The sequence below is a fragment of the Shinella sp. R2-11 genome (assembly GCF_055330205.1).
Genome location: NZ_JBVAPC010000002.1, coordinates 115899 through 137551, shown reverse-complemented (window position 1 = coordinate 137551; position 21653 = coordinate 115899). Strand labels below are relative to the sequence as shown.

The window sequence follows — 21653 nt, the reverse complement described above, 5'->3', positions numbered from 1 at the left end:
GTCCGGCGGCAATGCCGGCTGAAAACCAGTCGGGCCGCAAGGCCGAGGTTATCCCCGGCCGCGCGGCAGGCCAAGTCATTCCTTGACGGGTTCGCCCTTGACGCGAACTTCGCTGATGCCGCTGCGCACGACACGCAGGCGCACGCCTTCGGCGACTTCGACTTCAAGCTCGCTGTCGTCGACGACCTTGGTGACCTTGCCGACGATGCCGCCGCCGGTGACGACCTGATCGCCGCGGCGGATGTTCTTCAGAAGCTCTTCGCGACGCTTCATGGATGCGCGCTGCGGACGGATAATGAGGAAATACATCACCACGAAGATCAGCAGGAACGGGAGGATCGACATGAGGATGTCTGCACCGCCCCCTGCCGCGCCGGGTGCCGCCGTCTGGGCGAAGGCCTCGGTAATGAACATCAGCTACTCCTTGAAATCTTGATTTTGCGCGGCCGGAGGGGCCATTTCGGTTGCCGGAATATAGGCAAGCGGGCATTGAATGCAACACACGAGACCGGGAAGCTCTCGGTTTTCAAGCACTTTCCCCCTTTTCGCGCCCCGCCGGCGCATGCTACCCGGCAATGAACCATCAGGAGAGAGACATTGCAGGAAGATCACGTCAAGCTGCTGCTGGCCGAAATGGGCCGCATCAACGCCGCGCTGGAACGCCTCGCCGGCCCCGCCCCCGTCGTCAACGACTGGAATGCCGCCGACGTCTTCGTCTGGGCGCCCGCGCGCCTTCACGCGCAGCCGGTCAAGCGGCCCAACCGCATCGACATCGATCTCATCCGCGGCGTCGATCATGTGCGCGACATCCTGGTGGACAATACCGTGCGCTTCGCGCGCGGCCTGCCGGCCAACAACGTGCTGCTCTGGGGCGCGCGCGGCATGGGCAAGTCGTCCCTGGTGAAATCCGTGCATGCGCTCGCCGCGCGGGAAACGGGCAGCGGCCTGAAGCTGATCGAGGTGCACCGCGAGGACATCGCCACGCTGCCGACGCTGCTCGACGTGCTGAAGGAAACACCCTTCCCCGTCATCATCTTCTGCGACGACCTGTCGTTCGATCATGACGACACGTCCTACAAGTCGCTGAAGGCGGCGCTCGACGGCGGCGTGGAAGGCCGGCCGGACAATGTTCTGCTCTATGCGACCTCGAACCGGCGGCACCTCCTGCCCCGCAACATGATCGAGAACGAGCAGTCGACCGCGATCAATCCTTCCGAGGCCGTGGAGGAGAAAGTCTCGCTCTCCGACCGATTCGGCCTCTGGCTCGGCTTCTACAAGTGCAGCCAGGCCGAATATATCGAGATGATCGACGGCTATGCCGGCCATTTCGATCTCGACCTGCCGAAGGAGCAGCTCCACGCCGAAGCGCTCGAATGGGCGACCACGCGCGGCTCGCGCTCCGGCCGCGTCGCCTGGCAATATGTGCAGGACCTCGCCGGCCGCCTCGGCAAGCCGCTCGCCAGGTAGGCCGAAACAGGAAAGGCCCGGCAAGCCGGGCCTTTGCATCCTTTTTTGTGATCCGGAGCGGACTATTCCAGGAAGGTCATCGGGTTGACCGGGGTGGCGTTCTTGCGCACCTCGAAATGGACCTTCGGGCGAGTGGCGTTGCCGCTCATGCCGGAGGTGGCGACCGTCTGGCCGCGCTGGATCTTCTGGCCGCGCTGCACGCTCAGGTCGCCGGCATGGCCGTAGACCGTGACCGTGCCGTCGTCGTGGCGCACGAGGACCGCGTTGCCGAGTTCCTTCAGGCTGCTGCCGGCATAGATGACCACGCCGTTCTCGGCGGCCTTGATGGGCGTGCCTTCCGGGACGGAGATGTCGATGCCGTCATTGCGGTTGCCGTCGACATTGGCGCCGTAGCCGGCGATGACCGCGCCGCGTACCGGCCAGCGATACTTGCCGATGCCGGTCGATTCGGGCGCGGCATCCGTCACGTCGGACTTTTCCGTCGCCTCGGTGACCGAAACCGTCTTGACCGGCGCCTTGTAGGCTTCCGGCTTCTTCTCGGTCGCCTCGATCTTCTTGGCGACCGGAACCGAAGCGGTCACGGTCTTGTCCGTCACGGTTTCCACAGCCGCGCCGCCGGCCGGAATGACCAGCTTCTGGCCGATGCGGATGGAGGCGGTCTGCATGCCGTTCGCCTTCTTCAGCGCCTCGACGGAGACGCCGTTGCTGCGCGCGATCTTGGCGAGCGAATCGCCCGGCTGGACCTCGTAGCCGCCCTTGCCGTTGCCCTCAGTGGCATCGGCGCGGCTGGTGTTGGCCTGGCCGTTTTCCGACTTCACCTTGTCGCGGGTGGTGGTGCCCGGCAGGATCGCGACATTCTCGCCGTTCTTGCGCTCGGGCGACGGCAGCTTGTTGTCGACCTTGAGCGTGCTGTCGGTCGAGGCCTTGGCAACGCTTGCCGTCGTGCTGAAGGTCGGGATGACGATCCGCTGGCCGGGCTCGGCATCGGAGGCGCGCTTCAGGCCGTTGGCGGCGAGGATTTCCTTTTCCGGCACGCCGTAGCGGTTGGCGAGCGTCTTGACGCTCTCGCCTTGGCGCAACATGACGACCGGCGCGTTGTTCGTCGACCAGTTGCTCTTGCCCTTGGTCGTCGCCGTGGTGAGCGTATCGACGGACTTTGTCTTGCCGTGCGGCAGGTCCTGGCCGAGCGAGGCCTGACGTTCGGCCGAACGGCCGGCGGTCGGATCGGTCAGCTCGCCGCGCTGGACGCTCATCGGCGTCGTGGCGTAGCGCGTGCCGGAGCCGCTGGTCGTGGCCGTATTGATCGGATCGTAGGAGATGTTGCCCTGGTCGGGGAACGGCTGGTTCAGAGCCTCGCCCCGTGAGCCCATCTGGCCGCCGGAGGCATATTGCTGGCCGCCGTTGCCGATATCGCCGCGCGGAACGGGATTGCCGCCACCGCCGCCGAAGAGCGTGCGGCGCGGAACCGAGCTCGTGGTCATGTTATCCTGACCCGAGCTGGAGAAGAGGCCGCCGAAGCGGCTTGCGTCCGAGCTGCACCCGGTCGCGACGCTTGCCAGCAGGGCCGCCGCCATCAGGCGGGTCGCAGTCCTACCAAAACTCGGCGATACACTCTTACGCATGAGACTAACCCAATCGGTACGCTACTTTGATGTAGACCGATTAAAGCGCGTTAGAGTTACTGCCCGGTTAAAGCCGGAGCAGTCGCAACGGGTTTTTGGTGAATTGATAACCATGGTGCCGGCGCACCATGGCAAAAGCGCGGTCGTTCCGTTCAGAAACCGGTCGCGTACATGCTGTCGGCGCGCGAGATGCGGCCGACGATGCGCGCGGCATTCTCGAAGTCGCCCTGGCTCGGATGGAAGATCGACGCGATGGGCGTCGCGCGGCGAATATCGGGCTCCGCGCCCTCCCCGACATTCTTCAGCGCGGCGTCTGGCGCGGTCATGTCGAGCGCGCTCTCGTTATAGGCGATGGCGCGCAGGGCCGAGACCGCGGGCTCGCGGGTGCCGGCATAGCGGGGGCTTCGCTGGTCCTGCGGCGGCATGCTGTCGAAATATTCGATATAGGCGCGGTAATAGGCCTTGCGGTCGCCCTCGTCGAGGAAATGGCCGTAGGCGGCGTATTCGCGCTTTTCGAGGTCCGTCGTGTCGAGATTGTCGCGCTCGGCCTCGGTAAGGGCAGGCTGACTGTAAGTCGCCTCTTCCTTGGCGACGCTCAGCACCAGAAGCGCATCGACCGACAGGCCGACATGGGCGGACGGGTCGTAGCTGCCGCCCGCAAGCTGCGCGGTGGAGGCGGCCTCGGCATTCTCCTCGACGGCATTCCCGGCAGCCTTCGTCGCAAGATATGCGAGGCTGTCGCCGGTCGAGCCGCTGGCGATCCTGTTCGAGACGTACATTTCCCTCTCCATTGGAACGGCCGAACCAACTGGGAAACCGGCGTTCTGCGTGGAACCTTCTGCTTCGTTTCCGGGCTACGCCCCGAAGCTTGCGCGAGGCTTGCGCTTATTAACGAAAGGTTAACGCACTGAATTTTCGGCGGGATTCCCGGCAGCGCAGACGCGCCATGGCGCGCTCCCGCCGGAATTTTGGCGAAGACTCAGCGGGCAAAGGCCTGCCGGGCTCGGATAATGGGCTGGAAAACGGGGCTTAGAGCGCCTGCGCCATCTGCGGGACGATGGGCAGATAGGGTACCGCGAAGAGGTCCTCGCGGTCGAAGCGGCTGCCGGTCTTGACCAGCTTGAGCATGCGGCACTCGGTGTCGCTGACCATGACGGGCGCGATCAGCATGCCGCCGGAGACGAGCTGTTCGGCGAAGAAGCGCGGCAGGGCGGGAAAGGCGGCGGTGACGAGGATGCGGTCGAAGGTCCCCTCGCCCGGCATGCCGTTGCTGCCGTCGGCCTGGCGCACGATGACATTGCGCACGCCGGCCTTTTCGATGGACTGCTGCGCATTGGTGACGAGCGTGCGGTAGCGGTCGATGGTCAGCACGCGTTCCGTCAGGCGCCCCATGACTGCGGCGGTGAAGCCGCTGCCGGTGCCGAGTTCCAGCACGCGCTGGCCGGCCTTGAGGTTCAGGAGATGAAGCAGGCGGACGGCAAGGTCGATGCCTTCGATGAAGGAGCCGCAATCGAGCGGCAGGAGGCGGCTCGAATAGGCCTCGCCCGCGAATTGCGGCGGCACGAAAAGCGTGCGCGGCGTCTGTTCGACGGCCGTCAGGAGGTCGAGATTGTTGATGCCCTCACCGCGCAGACGCAGGGCCAGCGCGGCAAAACCCTCCTTCTCGATCACCCGCCCCGTGTTCAATCGTCGCCCTTTCCGTTGAGCACGCGCTTCACGCGATCCAGCACGGTATAGTCCGTGAGGTCGAGCTTCAGCGGCGTCACCGAAATCTTGTGGTTCTTCACCGCATGAATGTCCGTTCCGGCGCGGAAATCGCCCTTCCGCTCGCCGAAGCGCAGCCAGTAATAGGGAAAGCCCCGGCCGTCGGCGCGCTCGTCGATCGTCAGGCCGAAATCGAGCTTGCCCTGGCTGGTCACCTCGACACCCTGCAGCTCCTTGGGGGCGCAGTTCGGGAAGTTGAGGTTGAAGAAGGTCCAGTCCGGCAGCTCCACATCCATCAGCTGGCGGATGAGGTTGGGCGCGAAGCTTTCCGCCACTTCCCACGGCACGACGCGGCCGCCGGCATGGTTGTAGGCCTGGCTGAGCGCCATGGACTTGATGCCCTGCAACGTGCCCTCGATGGCGCCGGCGATGGTGCCGGAATAGGTGACGTCGTCGGCCATGTTGGCGCCGGCATTGACGCCGGACAGCACGAGGTCGGGCTTCTCGTCGAGCACTTCGCGCACGCCCATGATGACGCAGTCGGTCGGCGTGCCGCGCAGCGCGTAGCGCTTGTCGTCGATCTTGCGCAGGCGCAGCGGCTCGGAGAGCGTCAGCGAATGGGCAAGGCCGCTCTGGTCGGTCTCGGGCGCGACGACCCAGACGTCGTCCGTCAGCTCGCGTGCAATGCGCTCGAGGACCGCAAGGCCCTCGGCATGGATACCGTCGTCATTGGTCAGAAGGATGCGCATTCCGTCTCCCGCCTCAGGCGGCCTTCTCGATCTTCCTGAGACCGCCCATATAGGGCAGCAGGGCCTCCGGCACAGTCACCGAGCCGTCGGCATTGAGGTAATTTTCCACCACCGCGATCAGCGCGCGGCCGACCGCCGTGCCCGAGCCGTTCAGCGTATGGACGAAGCGCGTCGCCTTCTCGTCCTTGCCGCGGTAGCGCGCATTCATGCGGCGCGCCTGGAAATCGCCGCAGACCGAGCAGGACGATATTTCGCGGAACGTGTCCTGGCCGGGCAGCCAGACTTCGAGGTCGTAGGTCTTGCGGGCGCCAAAGCCCATGTCGCCGGTGCACAGCGTCATGACGCGGTAATGCAGGCCGAGGCGCTTCAACACCTCCTCCGCGCAGGCCGTCATGCGCTCCAGCTCGTCGATCGAGCTGTCTGCATCAGTGATCGAGACCATCTCGCACTTCATGAACTGGTGCTGGCGCAGCATGCCGCGCGTGTCGCGGCCGGCCGAGCCCGCTTCCGAGCGGAAGCACGGCGTCAGCGCGGTGAAGCGCAGCGGCAGCTTCTCCTGGTCGAGGATTTCCTCGCGCACGAGATTGGTGAGCGAGACTTCCGCGGTCGGGATCAGCCAGCGGCCATCCGTGGTGCGGAAGAGGTCTTCGGAGAACTTCGGAAGCTGGCCGGTGCCGAACATGGCGTCGTCGCGCACGAGGAGCGGCGCGTGGACTTCCGTATAGCCGTGCTCCTGCGTGTGCATGTCGATCATGAACTGGCCGAGCGCCCGCTCGAGGCGCGCGAGCTGGCCCTTGAGCACGGTGAAGCGCGAGCCGGCGATGCGGGCGGCCGCCTCGAAATCCATCCAGCCGAGCGCTTCGCCGATCTCGTAATGTTCGAGGGGCTTGTGGCTCCAGCCGGGCTTGTCGCCCCAGCGGCGCGTCTCGGCATTGTCCTTCTCGTCGCTGCCGACCGGCACGTCGTCGAGCGGGATGTTGGGAATGCGCGCGAGCGCATCGTTGAGCTCGGCGGTGACCTGGCGCTCCTCCTCCTCGGCGGCGGGAAGCTGGTCCTTGATGGCCGAGACTTCCGCCTTCAGCTTTTCGGCAAGCTCGGTGTTCTTGCTCGCCATCGCCGCGCCGATCTCCTTGGAGGCGGCGTTGCGGCGCGACTGCATGTCCTGCGCCGTCTGGATGACGCTGCGGCGCTTCTCGTCGAGGTCGATCAGCGTCCTGGCAAGGGGGCTCGCGCCGCGCTTCGCCAGGGCGGCATCGAGAGCGTCGGCATTGTCGCGGATCCATTTGATATCAAGCATCGTCGTTCCAGGCGTTTTCCGTGGATTAAACCCGACGGCGCCCGGCAGCGACCCTGCGGCAATGCCGCAGGCGAGACCTCAGTCGGCCTCGCCCGGCGTTGCCGCGACCTCGTTTTCCGCATTCTGCGCTTCCGAGGCGCGCGCCCGCTGCCGTTCGATGAGTCGGGCCGTGTAGATGGAAATCTCGTAGAGAAGGATGGCCGGCAGCGCAAGACCGATCTGGGAAACCGGATCGGGCGGCGTCAGCACCGCGGCCACGATGAAGGCGATGACGATCGCGTATTTGCGCTTGCTGACCAGCGCCTGCGTATCGATGAAGCCCGCGCGCACCAGCAGCGACGAGATGACCGGCAACTGGAAGACGAGGCCGAAGGCGAAGATCAGCGACATGATCAGGCCGAGATATTCGGAGACCTTCGGAAGGAGCTGGATCGAGACCTGCCCCTCGCCGCCGCCCTGTTCCATGGCAAGGAAGAACCACATGACCATGGGCGTGAAGAAGAAATAGACGAGCGCCGCGCCGATGAGGAATAGGATGGGCGAAGCGATCAGGAACGGCAGGAAGGCCGCCCGCTCGTTCTTGTAGAGGCCGGGCGCGACGAACTTGTAGATCTGCTGGGCGATCACCGGAAAGGCGATGACCAGCGCGCCGAACATGGCGACCTTGATCTGCGTGAAGAAGAATTCCTGCGGCGCCGTGTAGATCAGCTCGACATTGCGATGGGTCAGCCCCGCCCATTCCACCGCCCACTTGAAGGGCAGGACGAGCAGGTTGAAGAGCTGCTTGGCGAAATAGAAGCAGACGAGGAAGGCGATGAAGAACGCGCCGACCGCCCAGAGCAGGCGGCGGCGAAGCTCGATCAGATGCTCGATGAGCGGCTGGGGCTTGTCGTCGATGTCGCCGCTCATGCGTCGCCCTTCTTGGTCTTCGTCGTCTTCGGCTTGGCGGCAGCTTTCCTTACGGCCGGAGCCTTGGCGGTCGCGGCCTTGCTGGCAGCCTTGGCGGCGGGCTTCGCCTCGCCTTCGGCCTTTGCCGCGGCCTTGCGCGGCCTGGCCGTCTTAACAGCCGCCTCGGCGGGCTTCCTCTTCGCCGTCCTGGCGGTCGGGCCGGTCTTCAGCGGGGCTGCCGCAACCGGCTCGGCGGAGGCGGGCTTGCCCGCATCGGACGGCACGGCGGCCGGCGTGTCGGAGATGCTTTCGGCCGGGCTGGATGCCGGCGTCGACGTCGAGGAGGAGCGCACCGTCTTCTGGAGATCGGCCTTGATCTCGTCGCCCATCTGCCGCAGCGGATTGACCGCGTCGCGGATGGAGTTCAGCGGGTTCAGCTTCTGCGCCTCGCCGATCGTCTTCCTGACGTCGTCGAGATCGGCCTCGCGCAGGGCCTCATCGAACTGCTGGCGGAAATCGCTCGCCATGCCGCGCATCTTGCCCACCATGCGGCCGAACGTCCTGAGCATCTGCGGCAGGTCCTTCGGACCCACCACTATGATCAGGACGATGGCGATGACGAGTATCTCGGTCCAGCCGACATCAAGCATGGGATATTGTCCTTAGAAGCCGCAGACCGTCATCCGCAGTCGAATGCCGGTCACTTGGCTTCGTCAGCCTTGTGCTCGACCGTCTTCGACTGGTCGGCGCTGTCCTTTTCGTCGTCGGACATGCCCTGCTTGAAATTCTTGATACCCTTGGCGACGTCGCCCATGAGTTCCGGAATCTTGCCGCGGCCGAACAGCAGCAGCACAACCACCAGAACGATCAGCCAATGCCAGATGCTGAAAGAACCCATTCCCGTAACTCCCTTAGAAACCTGAACCCCGATTTAAGACGTTCAGCCGTCTTTTTCAAATACCAGTATGTCGCGGTGGTTAGCCGAAACCGTGACGTGGCGCAATCCGGCGGCATTTCTTTCCTGCGCGCGGGTCCTTGCCGTCACACCCTATCTATTCCTCTTCCTTCCCGCCCGGCGCAAGGAGACCGAGCTCCTCGAGGTCGAGCTGGGTGATCGGATCCTCGTCCTCCGCCATCTCGTCCTCGCCAAGCGGCAGCGGCACCTGGAAATTCGATGGGATGCGGCCGGAAAGCAGGCCCGCGCCCTTCAATTCCTCCAATCCCGGCAGGTCGCGCAGCTCTTCCAGGCCGAAATGATCGAGGAAATCGCGTGTCGTGCCGAAGGTCACCGGGCGGCCCGGCGAGCGGCGGCGGCCGCGAAAGCGTACCCAGCCCGCCTCCATCAGCACGTCGAGCGTGCCCTTGGAGGTCTGCACGCCGCGAATATCCTCGATCTCGGCGCGCGTCACCGGCTGATGATAGGCGATAATCGACAAAACTTCGAGCGCGGCACGCGACAATTTGCGCACCTCCGTCTCGTCGGTGCGGATGACGAAAGACAAATCCGGCGCGGTGCGGAAGGCCCAGGCATCGTCCACCGCCACGAGATTGACGCCGCGCCCGGCATAGAGCGCCTTCAATTCGCGCATGACATGCAGCACGTCCACGCCGCCCGGCAGGCGGTCGGCGATATAGGCCTCCGGCACGGGGCTCGAGGACGCGAAGACCAGCGCCTCGGCGATTCTCGCCGCCTCGTGCAGCCGGCGCGGATCGACGATCGTGCCGCCCTCGGCCTCCGGCGATGCGCCGTTCTCCTCTTCACTCACGCTCGGGGCCTCCTTCATCGTCCTCGGCTGCGCCGGCCCTCGGGCCACGGCGAAGATAGATCGGCTGGAACACGCCGTCCTGGCGAAGCTCCAGGCGCCCTTCCCTCACCAGCTCCAGCGTCGCGGCGAAGGCGCTGGCGATGGCCGTGGTGCGCTCGGCCGGGTCGGTCAGGTAGCGCAGCATGAAATGGTCGAGCACCGTCCAGTCGTCGTCGAAACCGCCGATCAGCACAGACAGGATCTCGCGCGCATCGGAGAGCGACCAGACGGCGCGCTTTTCGATGGTGACCTGCGTGATCGCGTGGCGCTGGCGCAGCGATGCATAGGCGTTGAGCAGATCGTAGAGCGTCGCCTCGTAGGCCGAGCGCCGGCCGGTCGGGATATGCTCCGGCATGCCGCGGGGAAAGACGTCACGGCCGAGGCGATTGCGGTTGACGAGCCGGGTCGCGGCGTCGCGCATGGCTTCGAGGCGCTTGAGGCGGAAGGCAAGGCTCGCCGCCATCTCCTCGCCCGAGGGCCCTTCGTCCTTCGCCTGCCTGGGAATGAGCAGGCGGGACTTCAGATAGGCGAGCCATGCGGCCATGACGAGGTAATCGGCGGCAAGCTCGATGCGGATCCTGCGCGCCTTGTCGATGAAGGCGATATATTGCTCGGCAAGGGCCAGCACGGAGATGCGGGTGAGGTCCACCTTCTGCGTACGGGCGAGATGGAGCAGGAGATCGAGCGGGCCTTCGAAGCCGGCGAGATCGACGACGAGGCTTTCCTCCGAAAGCCCCCGTCCCCCGGCGTCGTCCTGCCACAGGTCGTCCATCGGCGCATCCGCACCGCGACCCTTCCTCGGCGGCTTCGACCCCGTTGTCTGCACGCTGCCTCCCGTGGGCCTCCCGTGGCCTGCCGCGGCCGTCAGGCGACCGCGATCATGGCGTTGAATTCCTCGCGCAGCGCCTGTTCGTCCGCCCCGTCGGGCACCGGGAAGCCTGCGCGTACCGCATTCGCCCGCCGCAGGCTGTCACCGGCAAGGGCGGGAACGTTTTCGGTCACCGCAACCATTTCGTCCATGATGCCATGGCAATGCAACACCATGTCGAGGCCGGCGGCGATGATTCCCCGGGTTCTTTCGGCAATATCGCCGCGAAGGGCGTTCATCGAGACGTCGTCGGACATCAGGAGGCCGTCGAAGCCGATATGGCTCCGGATGATCTCCTCCACCACCTTCGCCGAAGTGGTCGCCGGATTGTCGGCATCGATGGCGGTGAAGACGATATGGGCGGACATCGCCATCAGCTCGTCGTTCATGCGCTGGAAGGGCACGAAGTCGCAGGCCTCCAGCGCCTCGCGGCTCGCATGGACGACCGGCAGGTCGTGGTGCGAATCGACCATGGTGCGGCCGTGGCCCGGCATATGCTTCATGATGGGCAGCAGGCCGCCGGCCTTGAGGCCTTCCGCCGCCGCCTTGCCCATCGCCGAGACGATCTCCGGCTCCTGCCCGTAGGCGCGGTTGCCGATGACGTCGTGCACGCCCGGCACGGCGACGTCGAGCACCGGCAGGCAATCGACATTGATGCCGAGGCGAAGGAGATCGAAGGCGTGCAGGCGCGACATCAGCCAGGCGGCACGCAGGCCCCGCTCCTCGTCCGCCCGGTAGATGGCGCCGAGCGCGGCGGCATTCGGATATTGCTGGACATGCGGCGGCTTGATGCGCTGGACGCGCCCGCCCTCCTGGTCGATGAGCACCGGGATTTCGGCCCCGCCGCCGATGCTTTCGCGCATCTCGGCCGTCAGGTCCGCCACCTGCGCCGGCTCGCCGATATTGCGGCCGAAGAGGATGAAGCCCCAGGGGCGCTCGTTGCGGAAGAAGGCCTTTTCGTCATCGGTGAGGCTCAGGCCCTTGCAGCCCGAAATGAAGGATTTCGATTCGCTCATATCCGCAATCTTGGAGTTCTCGAGGAAAAGACGGCGGGCATTGCCCGCCCGCGGGAATCGAAGGGGCGCGGACAGTGTCCGCGCCCCTTCAGGAAATCGGTGCGGCCTCAGCGAGTGACGAGGCAGGTGCCGCCCGCGCTCTTGTAGCGGCTGCACAGGGCGTTCGCGTCTTCGCGCGAGCCGGCCGGGATGCGCAGGCGATAGAAGGTGCCCTTGTTGGGGATTTCCGCCTTCTTGATATCCATGCCGCGGCCGCCGATGACGCTGCCGAACTTCGAGGACAGTGTCTTGTAGGTCTTCTGCGCCTCGGCCTCGGAGGGAAGCGAAGCGATCTGGATGACGTAGCTGCCGGGTGCGACCTGGGTCTGTTCGACGGCCTGCTGGGTCTGCGTCGCCGAAGCGGTCTGCGTGCCGGAGACGTTGCCGTTCTCGGTGACGGTGCCGACGACGTTGACCGGCTGGTCGACCGGGCGCGTTTCCGGAAGCGGCGTGTTGCCGCCCGTGGCGGTCGCGCCGACCGTGGTCGTCTTGACCGTGCGCACCGGCGCGGTGTCGTCGACCTGCGCATTGGCGACTTCGGCCAGCGCCGAGCGCGGCTTGGCGTCCGCTGCGGCCTGCTCGGCGCGCAGCGAGGCGTTGCCATCGAGCGTCGCGTTGGCCGATGCGGAAGCCTCGCCCGAGGCGCCGCCGGTGGTGGCCGTCGCCTTGGCGTCGAGTTCCGTGTCGGCGACCGTATCCTCGCGGGCGACGAGCGTGCCGTCCGGCTTGACGATCATGGTCTTGACCTTGCGCGGCGAGACGAGCGGCTTGTTGCCGGTCTCGGCGCTCGCCGTTTCCGGCTCGTCGACGCCCGGCAGCAGGCGGTTATCGTCCTCGGCCGTCGCCGTGTCGATACCGTCTTCCGGGCCGTCCATCGGCAGGGCTTCCGGCGTCAGCGTGCGCTGGACGACGTCGACCGGCTCTTCCGTCGAGGTGACGAGCTGTTCCTGCTGCGGCCGGCTCGTCGTATCGCCGGCAACGCGGTCGTAGACGGCCTTGTCCTGGTTGGGCACGGTCTTGCCGCCCTTTTCCTCGGGCACGACCTTGATCGGGTCCTTGTCGGCAAGGATGACGCGCGGCTCGCCCGAGCCGCCGGCCGAACCGCCCGTGAAGGCCGACCAGGCATAGACGGCGGCGCCGCCGACCAGGAGAAGGCCGGCGATGGAGGCGGCGATCAGCATGCCGCGGCGCGGGCGGGCGGTCTCGTCGTCATAGCCGTCGCCGGAATAGAGCGCCGTCGCCTGGCCGGGATCAACCGGGATCGCCATGCGCTCCGGCTGGTTGAGCGAGCGGCGGAAGTCTTCCTCCAGCGCGCGCTCGAAATCGTCGACGTCGTTGATCTGCGTCGCCGGCTGGGCGGTGGCAGTGGCGACGGCGCCCATGTTGATTTCCTCGGCATGGGTCTTGGCCGGCTCGTTGAAGAGCTGCGCCATTTCCGCGTCGATGTCGAAATCGTAGTCAGGCTGGAAGACCGGCGGCTTTTCCTTCTCCACGACGGGGAGCTGCGGCACGTCGAGCTCGGTGACGGGGGAAACGCCCTCGTCGGTCTCGGCGATCATCGACGGATCGAAGGGCAGCGTGCCGTCGCTCAGCTCGGCGGTCACCGGCTGCGGCCTGGTGAAGGTGGAGACGGGCACGGCGACGGCGGGCTCGCGCCGGACAGGCGTCTCGACCGGTGCCGGCCTTGCCACCTCGGCCTTCACCTCGACGGGTTTTGCAACCGGCTTCACCGGCTCCTCGTCCAGCGAGAAATCGGAGATATCGAGATCGATATCCGAGAGGTCGAATTCCATGTTCTCGAAATCGAGCTCGGGCTCGGAGGCCACCGGCGTCGGGACGGCGGCCGGTTCGCGGCGCGCCTCGAAGACGGGCGTCTCGACGGCCTGGGCCGGCGCCTTCACGGGTTCGACGAAGGGCGTCGCAACCGTCTCGGCGACGGGCTCACGATGGACGGTCGGCGTGGCGCGGCCGAAAATGGCCGAAATATTCGCCGGCGTGTTGCTGCGCGCGGCAGCGGCGGCGAGGACGGCGGCACCGGCCGCGGCCGTTTCCGCGGACAGCGGCGAGCGGGTTTCCGGCATGGGGAAACGCTCGATTTCAGCGAGCAGCGCGTCGCCATCGTAATTGCCGGACGCCGCCACGGATTCCACCTGATAGGCGGGCTCCTGGAAAACCGGCTCGACGTCATCGGCCTGCCATTGCGCCTCGGCCGCAGCCGTCGCACGGGCACGATCCTCACGCGTCTCGAACGGCATTTCGGCGACGAATTGCGGCTCCTCACCGGCATAGGCCGCCGGCTCGGCATGGAACGGCTCGGCCTGCTCGATCACGGAATCGACCGGCATCCGGCTGTCGAAGCCGGGCTCGATATTGGTGGCGACCGCCTCGGCGGCGACCGGCAGGGGCTCGACGAAAGCGGCCTCCGGCTCGTTCGGCAGCTCGTCGGCAAAGCTGTCGCCGATCGACAGTTCCAGCTCACGTTCCAGGTCGAGCCCGACAGAGCCCTCGTCCGCTGTCAGCGGCTGTAGGCCGAGGAATTCCGGCTGGCGATCCTCGACAGGAGAGAATTCGGAAAACTGCGGTTCGGCGACCGGCTCGTGGTAGGCCGGTTCATGATAGGCCGGTTCCTGGCGGACCGGCTCTTCGAAGCGCGGCTCGAAGCGGTCGGCGAAGGCATGGGCGGCATGGGTCGTCGCCTCGGCCTCGACGGTCGGAACCTCGTGGACATAGGTCTCCAGCTCATCGGCGAGAGACAGCGCCGGGTCTTCGGCGAACTGCGGCTCCGGCTCGACGGACTGCTCGACGGCAAGGGGCTCTTCCGCGAAGGACGGCTCGACAGAGCCGTCGAAGGCCGGTTCGCGATGATACGGTTCGCTGGCGGCAAAGCCCCGGCTCGGCACCTCGTCGATGAACGAGGCGCGGTCTTCCATGGCGGGGGCCGGCTCTTCGAACACGGGCTCGACATGGCGCGCCACCGGCTGGGCGGCGGCGACCGGATCGACGACGGGCGTCGGCGCATCGTATTGCTCGAAGGCGCGCAGAAGCTCGTCCTCGAGGGCGAGGACTGGGTTTTCATGCCGCGGCGCCGCCTGGGCGGCGTCGGGGAAGGTTTTGCTGACACCCTGTACAGGATGCGGCTCGAAGTTGACGAGGCGGGCAAGCTCGCTCAACGGATCATCTTCTGCCAAGAGATCCGTGTCAGCGGTTCCGCTTCGCGCGAAGTTCTTGTCTGCCATACTGCTTCCCACTCACAAGCTACAAAGACGCGTTTGCCAGCTTATTGTGGGCAAATGGTGACGTTATCGCATTTCGTCCGGTGCTGCGGTGCCTGTAATGGACAGGCCCGACTTAAGAACAGACGCGACAGCGTGCACCAGCCCAAGTCTGGCGATACTCAATTCTCTATTTTTATCGTTAACAAACCGTAATTCCGGTTGTTCCTTACCTTTATTCCAGTGCGCGTGGAATGCACTGGCAAGATCATAGAGGTAAAACGCGATGCGATGGGGCTCCTGCGCCAGTGCAGCGGCTTCGACCACGCGGGGATATTCCGCCAGCTTGGCGAGAAGCTGCAACTCGCTGGAATCCGAGATGTTTCCGGCAATCGCGCCGGCCAGATCGAGCGAGGCGATATCGAGGCCCGGGAAGGCGTCGGCGGCCTGCCGGAACACCGACATGCAGCGCGCATGGGCATACTGCACATAGAAGACCGGATTGTCCTTGGACTGCTCAGTAACCTTGGCAAAGTCGAAGTCGAGCGGCTCGCTGTTCTTGCGATAAAGCATCATGAAGCGCACCGAGTCGCGGCCGACTTCCTCGACGACGTCGCGCAGCGTGACGAAATCGCCGGAGCGCTTCGACATCTTCACCGGCTCGCCGTTACGGTACAGCTTGACGAGCTGGCAGAGCAGCACCGTCAGCTTGGCCTTGCCCTCGGAGACGGCACGCGCGACGGCCTCCAGGCGCTTGACGTAGCCGCCATGGTCGGCGCCGAGCACATAGATCATCTCGTCGAAGCCGCGATCGAACTTGTCCTTGAAGTAGGCGACGTCAGCGGCGAAATAGGTATAGGAGCCGTCCGACTTGATCAGCGGGCGGTCGATGTCGTCGCCGACTTCCGTCGAGCGGAAGAGCGTCTGCTCGCGGTCTTCCCAGTCCTCCGGAAGCTGGCCCTTCGGCGGCGGCAGCACGCCCTTGTAGACATGGCCCTTGAAGGTCAGGTCGTTGATGGCGGTGCGGATCGGCGCGCCGTTTCCGGCATGCAGCGAGCGCTCCGAGAAGAAGACATCGTGATGCACGTTGAGGGCCGCGAGGTCCTCGCGGATCATCGCCATCATCATCTCGATCGCCTTTTCCTTGACGATGGGCAGCCACTGGTGCTCCGGCATGGCGCGCAGCGTCGTGCCGTGCTCGGCGGCCAGCGCCTCGCCGACCGGGATGAGATAATCGCCGGGATAGAGACCCGACGGGATCTCGCCGATGGTCTCGCCCAGTGCCTCGCGGTAGCGCAGGAAGGCCGAGCGGGCCAGCACGTCGATCTGCGAGCCGGCATCGTTGATGTAATATTCCTTGGTCACCTCGTAGCCGGCAAAGCCGAGCAGGTTGGCGAGCGCATCGCCCACCACCGCGCCACGGCAATGGCCGACATGCATCGGCCCCGTCGGGTTGGCGGAGACATATTCGACATTGACCTTGCGCCCGCCGCCGAGCGAGCCGCGGCCGTAATCCGTGCCGGCCGCGATCACGGCGGCAAGCAGCTTCTGCCAGTAGGGAACGGAAAGGCGGACATTGATGAAGCCGGGGCCCGCCACGCTGACATCGGCGACCTCGGGATCGTTCTTCAGTTCGGCGACGATGAGGTCGGCAAGCGCCCGCGGATTGAGGCCGAGCGGCTTGGCAAGAACCATCGCCGCATTGGTCGCGACGTCGCCATGGCTCTGGTCGCGCGGCGGTTCGACGCTGATTCGGCCGAAATCGAGCTCGGATCGCTTTTCACGCACGATCTCGAGACCTTCGAGCACGGTTTTGATTCTGCTGTCGAAATCAGTAAAAAGGTTCATCTCGTCCATCCACGCGCAGCGGCGCCCTGCGGGAGCCAGGCCTGCGAAGAAGTTCAGGTGGCGGGTGACTATCGCAATTCCGGGGTATGGTCAAACAGCCGCCGATGCGTGTCTATCGCGTAATTGTCGGTCATTCCGGCGAGATAATCGCCGACATGACGGGCACGGGCCGATTCCGGCATGGTCGCGATACGGTCCACCCAATAATGCCCCTGCATGAGCTGCGGGTCGTCCATATAGGCGTGGTAGAGGTCCGTCAGGATCGAGGCGGCGTTGGCGCGCACGCGCATCACTTCCGGGTGGCGGTAGATGCGGGAGAACAGCAGTTTCTTGATCTGCCTGTCCGTCACCGCCATCTCCTCGGAGAAGGTCGCAAGGCAGCGATGAGCCTTGCGCACATCGTCGGCGCTTTCGGGGCGCTCGTCGCGGATCGCCTGCTGGGCGTAGCCGATGACGTCCTCCACCATGGCGGTGATCTGGCGGCGCATGATCTCGTGGGTGAAGCGCGGCTCCTCCAGCCCCGGATAGCGGTCGTGCACTTCCTTCATCAGCCGTGCGAGGAACGGCACCTCCTCCAGCATCTCGAATTCGAGATAGCCGGAGCGCAGGCCGTCGTCGATGTCATGGGTGTTGTAGGCGATGTCGTCGGCAATCGCCGCCACCTGCGCCTCCAGGCTCGCAAAGCTGGACAGTTCCAGATCGTGCACGGCGCAATATTCGAGGATCGGGCGCGGCACGTCGTCGCCATGGGTGCACTCGCCCGTCGGGCCGATCAGCGGACCGTTGTGCTTGACGAGGCCTTCGAGGCTTTCCCAGGTGAGGTTGAGGCCGTCGAAATCGGCATAGCGGCGCTCCAGCTTGGTGACGATGCGCAGCGACTGGGCATTGTGGTCGAAGCCGCCGAAGGGTTCCAGCACCTCGTGCAGCGCATCCTCGCCGGTATGGCCGAAGGGCGTGTGGCCGAAATCGTGCACCAGCGCGACGCCTTCGGCGAGGTCCTCGTCGAGCTTCAGGGCGCGGGCGAGCGCGCGGGCGATCTGCGCCACCTCGATCGTATGGGTCAGCCGGGTGCGATAGTGATCGCCGTCGGCGGCGATGAAGACCTGCGTCTTGTGCTTGAGGCGGCGGAAGGCGGTGGTGTGGACGATGCGGTCGCGGTCGCGCTGGAAATCCGAGCGCGTCGGGCTTTCCGGCTCGGGAAAGAGCCGGCCGCGGGTCGCCCAGGGGTCGGAAGCGTAGATGGCGCGCTGTCCCGCGCCGAAACCGAGCGCATATCTGTCAAACGTCATTCGTCACCTGCATTCACGCCGCCCATTGACGCGGCCTCAATGCCTTCATACCTATAGTGTGCATAGCGGCAAGTCCGGCTGCAAGCCGCGCTTGAAAGACAAGTCTTTTCAGGGATTTGCTTCAGGCGTCGTGCAAGAGCAGGACCGTTCGGCACCCCATTTGCCGGCCGCATGAGACAAGCGATTCTCTCCGGATCTTGACCCCGGCAGGAGGCAGACATGACCGACAAGTCCGTAACCATCTCCGACGCCGCGGCACGGCGCATCGCCTCGATCCTCGGCTCGTCGCCGGAAAAGCAGGCGCTGCGCGTTTCCGTCGAGGGCGGCGGCTGTTCCGGTTTCTCCTACAAGTTCGACCTTGTCGAGGACCAGCAGGACGACGACCTGGTGCTCGAAAAGGACGATGCGAAGGTGCTGATCGACCAGCTTTCCCTCGTCTACATGGACGGATCCGAGATCGACTTCGTCGACAACCTGCTCGGCCAGTCCTTCCAGATCAAGAACCCGAATGCCGTCGCAAGCTGCGGCTGCGGCACCAGCTTCTCGATCTAAACCGAAACCCGACAGGAACCCGCATGCCGATCAAGATTGCCACCTGGAACATCAACGGCGTGCGGGCACGCATCGACAACCTCCTCGCCTGGCTCAGGGAATCGGCCCCGGACATCGTCGCGTTGCAGGAGATCAAGACCGTCGACGAGGGCTTTCCCCGCGGCGAGATCGAGGCGCTCGGCTATCACATCGAGACGCATGGCCAGAAGGGTTTCAACGGCGTCGCCCTCCTCTCGAAGATCCGCCCCGACGAGGTGAACCGCGGCCTTCCCGGCGGCGACGGCGACGAACAGGCGCGCTTCATCGAAGGCGTGTTCTCCGTCGAAGGCGGCGCGATCCGCGTCTGCTCGATCTACCTGCCGAACGGCAATCCGGCGGACGATCCGGTGAAATATCCCTACAAGCTCGCCTGGATGGACCGGCTCGTCGCCTTTGCCGAGAACCGGCTGGCGCTGGAGGAGCCGCTGGTGCTCGCCGGCGACTACAATGTCATTCCCGAGCCGCACGATTGCTGGGACGTCAAGGTCTGGGAACGGGACGCGCTCTACCTGCCCCCGACCCGGCAGGCCTTCCGCCGCCTGGAAAATCTCGGCCTCACCGATGCGGTGCGCGCCACATCCGACGGCGTGCCGCTCTATACGTTCTGGGATTACCAGGGGGGATGCTGGCCGAAGAATTTCGGCATCCGCATCGACCATCTCATGCTGTCGGCGGAAGCCTCGGACCGCCTCATCTCGACGGCCGTCGAAAAGCATGTGCGCAACTGGGAAAAGCCGTCCGACCACGTGCCGGTCGTGGCGCTGCTCGATTTCGCAGCATAGCCATTCCGGCGGGATGACGTCACGCGGCCCGGATCGCGGGATTTTGGTTATTCGTTGGGATTGAAGCGGATGCTCTGCGCGAGGGCGACGCCCTTGCGACGGTCCTCCTCGCTCGCGACGGAGAAGGCCTCTTCCTGGTTGGCCTGCAGCCAGGCACAGTCCTTGGGCAGGCAGTGGTCGAGGGCCGCGGTCATCATGGCAAGGCCGCGGGCGGTGTCGCCTTCCTGGAAGATGATGTTGCCGAAGAGGCCCATGGCGCCGGCATGGCCGTTGTTGCGGGCGCGGTTCAGCCATTTCTTGGCCTGATGGACGCTGACGGAACCGCCCTCGCCCGTCAGCATCATGCGGCCGAGCTGGAACTGCGCTTCCGGAATGCCGAAGGCGGAGGCCGCCTGGAAATAGAGCTGGCGCGCCTGCGCGAGATCGATCTTGACCGGGCTGTCGGGAATGCCGCGGCGGTAGTAGCTGGCGAGCGCGATCAGCGCATTGGCGAAGTAGCCGGTGTCTTCCGAGCCCGGCTCGACGCCGGCCTGGGCGATCTCGCTGTAGATCTTGAAGGCTTCGAGGTCGTTCTCCGGCACGCCGTCGCCGTCGGCATACATGTTGGCGAGCGCCCAGCGCGAACCGGTATGGCCCTTTTCCGCCGCGTAGCGGTAGGCCTCGACGGCGTCGCTCTTGCGCCCTTCCTTGTAGGAGAAGAAACCGAACTTGAAGAGGTCGAAGGGACCGCTTTCCTTGCTGACGCCAGCCTGGGGATCGAATGCGAGGGCCTGGGGCGCGATCCAGGAGGACAGCGAGAGGCAAAGGCCCATTACCAGTACTTTCATCGGCAACAACTCGGACTTGGGCATCACTTCAACAATTCCGCGCCTTGCCTTCCTGTCCGCGCCGAACCGGAAATGCACGGGTCTCGTGCGGGTTTCCGGCAGTTCCGGCGACAATGACATCGGCTGGCTCATGGTTTCCCTTGGCGCGGTTCCACGCGTCTACATGTCCCTATCGCTGCGCCCCGTTTGTGGCGGGAAATGGACATTTCGTCGCTTGCCTATGGGTGTAGCAAACTCTGGAAAAAAATGTGTTGCGATTCCGTCACATATTTTCAGACGTCGCTACGGTTTCCCCATGACAGGCGACCGGAAGCAACGGAACGTTAACCAAGAAAAAGGGCCCGGCTATGACGCTGAGCCCGACTCCGGATCGAAAACCGCCGGTTCAGAACGAGATCTTGTAGGACCCCGTCACGCCATAGGCCCAGCCGCCGCCGCCCGTGGCGTCGAAGGTGGCCCCTTTCAATGTGGACTGGCTACCGGACGCCATATGGCTGATACCGCCGCCGAAGCGCAGATCACCGGGGCCTACCTTTGCCAGGATACCCGCGCCGAGCGTAATCGTGTCGCCATGGATGTCGGCACCGGTGCTTACACCGCTATCCCAGGTCAGATTGACCGTACCGGTCAGCTTTTCATTGAAGACGTGGGCGACTCCAGCCTGAAGGGTCCAGCCGTCCTTCCAGTTATAGACGTCCTGGTCCGAGGCCCCGCCGATGTCATAATTGAGCGCATCAAGTACGCTCCAGTCAGTCCATTTGACCGATCCGTAAATGAGCCAGCCGGGCGCAACGCCTGTTTGGGCGGAGAGCTTCAAGGACTGAGGAAGCGTACCGTACCCCGTGGCCGGTAGAACTACAGGGCCTGCCAATGGATGAACAAAGCTGAAATCACCTTCATCAGCCTCATGGTCAACCTTTGAGCGGTACATCAAGGAGACACGCAAAGCATATTCAGTTATTTCGTATGCGGCGCCAATACGATAGCCAAGGGCAGCGTCGTCTTCGAGATGGAACCGCCCTGCAGGCAACGCCCCTCCGGCTTCGACCATCGCAGTATAGCTGAAATCCTGCACGAATACGCCGCCGAGAAGATGGAGTTTGCCTGCGCCGGCGTCAAATTTGACGTCGCAGGTGGCACCATATTCGTTCGTCTCGAATCCCTTGTCGCTGTAGGGGTTATTGCCCGCGGTGATCTGAGCAGCACGAACGTCGGCACCGTAAGTCGCGTCGGCACCAAACGGCTGCGTATAGGTCAATGCGCAAGCGAAATTCTCGGATACCCCGATTTTGGCGGCAACGCTCGGGATCCAGTAGTCGTTCGTATAGACCCCGTCATGGTTCGTCGTTCCGTCTGTCGTCTTGAACGTCCGACGCGGGGAAACATAGGTCGCACCGGCGCGGAAGATGAAGTCGCCGCTTTCGAACAGGATATCGGTGTCGGCCTCGCCGCGGCTGTAGCCGCCGGCTTCGGCCGTGCTTGCCAGCGCGGCCAGCGCCACGGCGGCGAGAATTCCATTCTTGAAGATCTTACCGATCATCCATACTCCCCCAAATGTCCCTGACGGCCTCTCCACCGCCATTTCACGACTGACTATCGAAGAGGAGTGCGGGCTTGGCAAATCCCAGTTTTTGCCCGTGATTTCCATA

At 64.8% G+C, this 21653-nt stretch carries 20 protein-coding genes; 3 read left to right on the top strand and 17 right to left on the bottom strand.

The window, feature by feature from the left end; genetic code table 11:
* Positions 1 to 75 precede the first annotated feature (75 nt).
* On the bottom strand, positions 76 to 414 hold the full coding sequence (gene yajC / locus ACZ1A1_RS05320) for a preprotein translocase subunit YajC (RefSeq protein WP_119258357.1): 339 nt from the start codon (positions 412 to 414) through the stop codon (positions 76 to 78).
* A gap of 219 nt (positions 415 to 633) precedes the next feature.
* On the opposite strand from yajC, the gene ACZ1A1_RS05315 reads away from it, so the two are divergent.
* Positions 634 to 1467 carry an ATP-binding protein gene (locus tag ACZ1A1_RS05315; RefSeq protein WP_463619523.1) on the top strand — a complete coding sequence of 278 codons (834 nt, stop codon included), beginning with the start codon at positions 634 to 636 and terminating at the stop codon, positions 1465 to 1467.
* 62 nt (positions 1468 to 1529) lie between these two features.
* On the opposite strand, the gene ACZ1A1_RS05310 is transcribed toward ACZ1A1_RS05315, so the two are convergent.
* From ACZ1A1_RS05310 to ACZ1A1_RS05245, 14 genes are all read right to left on the bottom strand, one after another.
* Positions 1530 to 3089, bottom strand: a complete 1560-nt coding sequence (locus ACZ1A1_RS05310; protein ID WP_463619084.1) for a peptidoglycan DD-metalloendopeptidase family protein — start codon at positions 3087 to 3089, stop codon at positions 1530 to 1532.
* 152 nt (positions 3090 to 3241) lie between these two features.
* The gene (locus tag ACZ1A1_RS05305; RefSeq protein WP_313195108.1) at positions 3242 to 3868 is read right to left on the bottom strand and encodes a biotin biosynthesis protein BioC; all 627 of its coding nucleotides are present in this window, start codon (positions 3866 to 3868) and stop codon (positions 3242 to 3244) included.
* Between the two features lie 250 nt (positions 3869 to 4118).
* Positions 4119 to 4775, bottom strand: coding sequence for a protein-L-isoaspartate(D-aspartate) O-methyltransferase (locus tag ACZ1A1_RS05300; protein WP_119258361.1), 657 nt, complete (start codon positions 4773 to 4775; stop codon positions 4119 to 4121).
* On the bottom strand, positions 4772 to 5542 hold the full coding sequence (gene surE / locus ACZ1A1_RS05295; protein ID WP_313195109.1) for a 5'/3'-nucleotidase SurE: 771 nt from the start codon (positions 5540 to 5542) through the stop codon (positions 4772 to 4774). Before surE ends, ACZ1A1_RS05300 begins: the two co-directional genes overlap by 4 nt.
* 13 nt (positions 5543 to 5555) lie before the next feature.
* Positions 5556 to 6839 (bottom strand): serine--tRNA ligase, encoded by a 1284-nt coding sequence (gene serS, locus ACZ1A1_RS05290; protein WP_313195110.1) that lies wholly within the window; start codon positions 6837 to 6839, stop codon positions 5556 to 5558.
* Between the two features lie 78 nt (positions 6840 to 6917).
* On the bottom strand, positions 6918 to 7748 hold the full coding sequence (gene tatC / locus ACZ1A1_RS05285; RefSeq protein ID WP_119258364.1) for a twin-arginine translocase subunit TatC: 831 nt from the start codon (positions 7746 to 7748) through the stop codon (positions 6918 to 6920).
* Positions 7745 to 8377 (bottom strand): Sec-independent protein translocase protein TatB, encoded by a 633-nt coding sequence (gene tatB / locus ACZ1A1_RS05280; protein WP_415214600.1) that lies wholly within the window; start codon positions 8375 to 8377, stop codon positions 7745 to 7747. The genes tatC and tatB overlap by 4 nt, the downstream gene beginning before the upstream one ends.
* 50 nt (positions 8378 to 8427) lie before the next feature.
* Positions 8428 to 8625 (bottom strand): twin-arginine translocase TatA/TatE family subunit, encoded by a 198-nt coding sequence (locus ACZ1A1_RS05275; RefSeq protein ID WP_119258366.1) that lies wholly within the window; start codon positions 8623 to 8625, stop codon positions 8428 to 8430.
* A gap of 154 nt (positions 8626 to 8779) precedes the next feature.
* Complete coding sequence (gene scpB / locus ACZ1A1_RS05270) at positions 8780 to 9511, bottom strand: SMC-Scp complex subunit ScpB (RefSeq protein ID WP_313195113.1); 732 nt, start codon at positions 9509 to 9511, stop codon at positions 8780 to 8782.
* Positions 9486 to 10304 carry a segregation and condensation protein A gene (locus ACZ1A1_RS05265; protein ID WP_463619083.1) on the bottom strand — a complete coding sequence of 273 codons (819 nt, stop codon included), beginning with the start codon at positions 10302 to 10304 and terminating at the stop codon, positions 9486 to 9488. Before ACZ1A1_RS05265 ends, scpB begins: the two co-directional genes overlap by 26 nt.
* 92 nt (positions 10305 to 10396) lie before the next feature.
* Positions 10397 to 11416, bottom strand: a complete 1020-nt coding sequence (gene nagZ, locus ACZ1A1_RS05260) for a beta-N-acetylhexosaminidase (protein ID WP_463619082.1) — start codon at positions 11414 to 11416, stop codon at positions 10397 to 10399.
* Positions 11417 to 11523: 107 nt separating this feature from the next.
* The gene (locus ACZ1A1_RS05255; RefSeq protein ID WP_463619081.1) at positions 11524 to 14625 is read right to left on the bottom strand and encodes an SPOR domain-containing protein; all 3102 of its coding nucleotides are present in this window, start codon (positions 14623 to 14625) and stop codon (positions 11524 to 11526) included.
* Between the two features lie 129 nt (positions 14626 to 14754).
* The gene (gene argS, locus ACZ1A1_RS05250; RefSeq protein ID WP_463619080.1) at positions 14755 to 16515 is read right to left on the bottom strand and encodes an arginine--tRNA ligase; all 1761 of its coding nucleotides are present in this window, start codon (positions 16513 to 16515) and stop codon (positions 14755 to 14757) included.
* 68 nt (positions 16516 to 16583) lie between these two features.
* Positions 16584 to 17804, bottom strand: coding sequence for a deoxyguanosinetriphosphate triphosphohydrolase (locus ACZ1A1_RS05245; protein WP_463619079.1), 1221 nt, complete (start codon positions 17802 to 17804; stop codon positions 16584 to 16586).
* Positions 17805 to 18023: 219 nt separating this feature from the next.
* On the opposite strand from ACZ1A1_RS05245, the gene erpA reads away from it, so the two are divergent.
* Together erpA and xth are read left to right on the top strand one after the other, a co-directional pair.
* Complete coding sequence (gene erpA, locus ACZ1A1_RS05240; RefSeq protein WP_313195118.1) at positions 18024 to 18356, top strand: iron-sulfur cluster insertion protein ErpA; 333 nt, start codon at positions 18024 to 18026, stop codon at positions 18354 to 18356.
* A gap of 29 nt (positions 18357 to 18385) precedes the next feature.
* Positions 18386 to 19177, top strand: a complete 792-nt coding sequence (gene xth, locus ACZ1A1_RS05235; RefSeq protein ID WP_463619522.1) for an exodeoxyribonuclease III — start codon at positions 18386 to 18388, stop codon at positions 19175 to 19177.
* Positions 19178 to 19224: 47 nt separating this feature from the next.
* On the opposite strand, the gene exoR is transcribed toward xth, so the two are convergent.
* A complete protein-coding gene (gene exoR / locus ACZ1A1_RS05230) occupies positions 19225 to 20028 on the bottom strand; it encodes an exopolysaccharide production regulator ExoR (RefSeq protein WP_463619078.1) in 804 nt (267 codons plus the stop codon).
* A gap of 361 nt (positions 20029 to 20389) precedes the next feature.
* Entirely contained in the window at positions 20390 to 21544 is a 1155-nt protein-coding gene (locus tag ACZ1A1_RS05225) for an OmpP1/FadL family transporter (protein WP_463619077.1), read from the bottom strand.
* Positions 21545 to 21653 lie beyond the last annotated feature (109 nt).

What these genes read in the sequence shown, in the direction of transcription:
- surE (WP_313195109.1), bottom strand. Translation starts at nt 5,542, where the DNA reads ATGCGCATCCTTCTGACCAATGACGACGGTATCCATGCCGAGGGCCTT.
- ACZ1A1_RS05225 (WP_463619077.1), bottom strand. Translation starts at nt 21,544, where the DNA reads ATGATCGGTAAGATCTTCAAGAATGGAATTCTCGCCGCCGTGGCGCTG.
- ACZ1A1_RS05275 (WP_119258366.1), bottom strand. Translation starts at nt 8,625, where the DNA reads ATGGGTTCTTTCAGCATCTGGCATTGGCTGATCGTTCTGGTGGTTGTG.
- ACZ1A1_RS05310 (WP_463619084.1), bottom strand. Translation starts at nt 3,089, where the DNA reads ATGCGTAAGAGTGTATCGCCGAGTTTTGGTAGGACTGCGACCCGCCTG.
- argS (WP_463619080.1), bottom strand. Translation starts at nt 16,515, where the DNA reads ATGAACCTTTTTACTGATTTCGACAGCAGAATCAAAACCGTGCTCGAA.
- scpB (WP_313195113.1), bottom strand. Translation starts at nt 9,511, where the DNA reads ATGAAGGAGGCCCCGAGCGTGAGTGAAGAGGAGAACGGCGCATCGCCG.
- tatC (WP_119258364.1), bottom strand. Translation starts at nt 7,748, where the DNA reads ATGAGCGGCGACATCGACGACAAGCCCCAGCCGCTCATCGAGCATCTG.
- ACZ1A1_RS05245 (WP_463619079.1), bottom strand. Translation starts at nt 17,804, where the DNA reads ATGACGTTTGACAGATATGCGCTCGGTTTCGGCGCGGGACAGCGCGCC.
- ACZ1A1_RS05265 (WP_463619083.1), bottom strand. Translation starts at nt 10,304, where the DNA reads ATGGACGACCTGTGGCAGGACGACGCCGGGGGACGGGGGCTTTCGGAG.
- exoR (WP_463619078.1), bottom strand. Translation starts at nt 20,028, where the DNA reads ATGCCCAAGTCCGAGTTGTTGCCGATGAAAGTACTGGTAATGGGCCTT.
- ACZ1A1_RS05315 (WP_463619523.1), top strand. Translation starts at nt 634, where the DNA reads ATGGGCCGCATCAACGCCGCGCTGGAACGCCTCGCCGGCCCCGCCCCC.
- nagZ (WP_463619082.1), bottom strand. Translation starts at nt 11,416, where the DNA reads ATGAGCGAATCGAAATCCTTCATTTCGGGCTGCAAGGGCCTGAGCCTC.
- yajC (WP_119258357.1), bottom strand. Translation starts at nt 414, where the DNA reads ATGTTCATTACCGAGGCCTTCGCCCAGACGGCGGCACCCGGCGCGGCA.
- ACZ1A1_RS05305 (WP_313195108.1), bottom strand. Translation starts at nt 3,868, where the DNA reads ATGTACGTCTCGAACAGGATCGCCAGCGGCTCGACCGGCGACAGCCTC.
- tatB (WP_415214600.1), bottom strand. Translation starts at nt 8,377, where the DNA reads ATGCTTGATGTCGGCTGGACCGAGATACTCGTCATCGCCATCGTCCTG.
- erpA (WP_313195118.1), top strand. Translation starts at nt 18,024, where the DNA reads ATGACCGACAAGTCCGTAACCATCTCCGACGCCGCGGCACGGCGCATC.
- serS (WP_313195110.1), bottom strand. Translation starts at nt 6,839, where the DNA reads ATGCTTGATATCAAATGGATCCGCGACAATGCCGACGCTCTCGATGCC.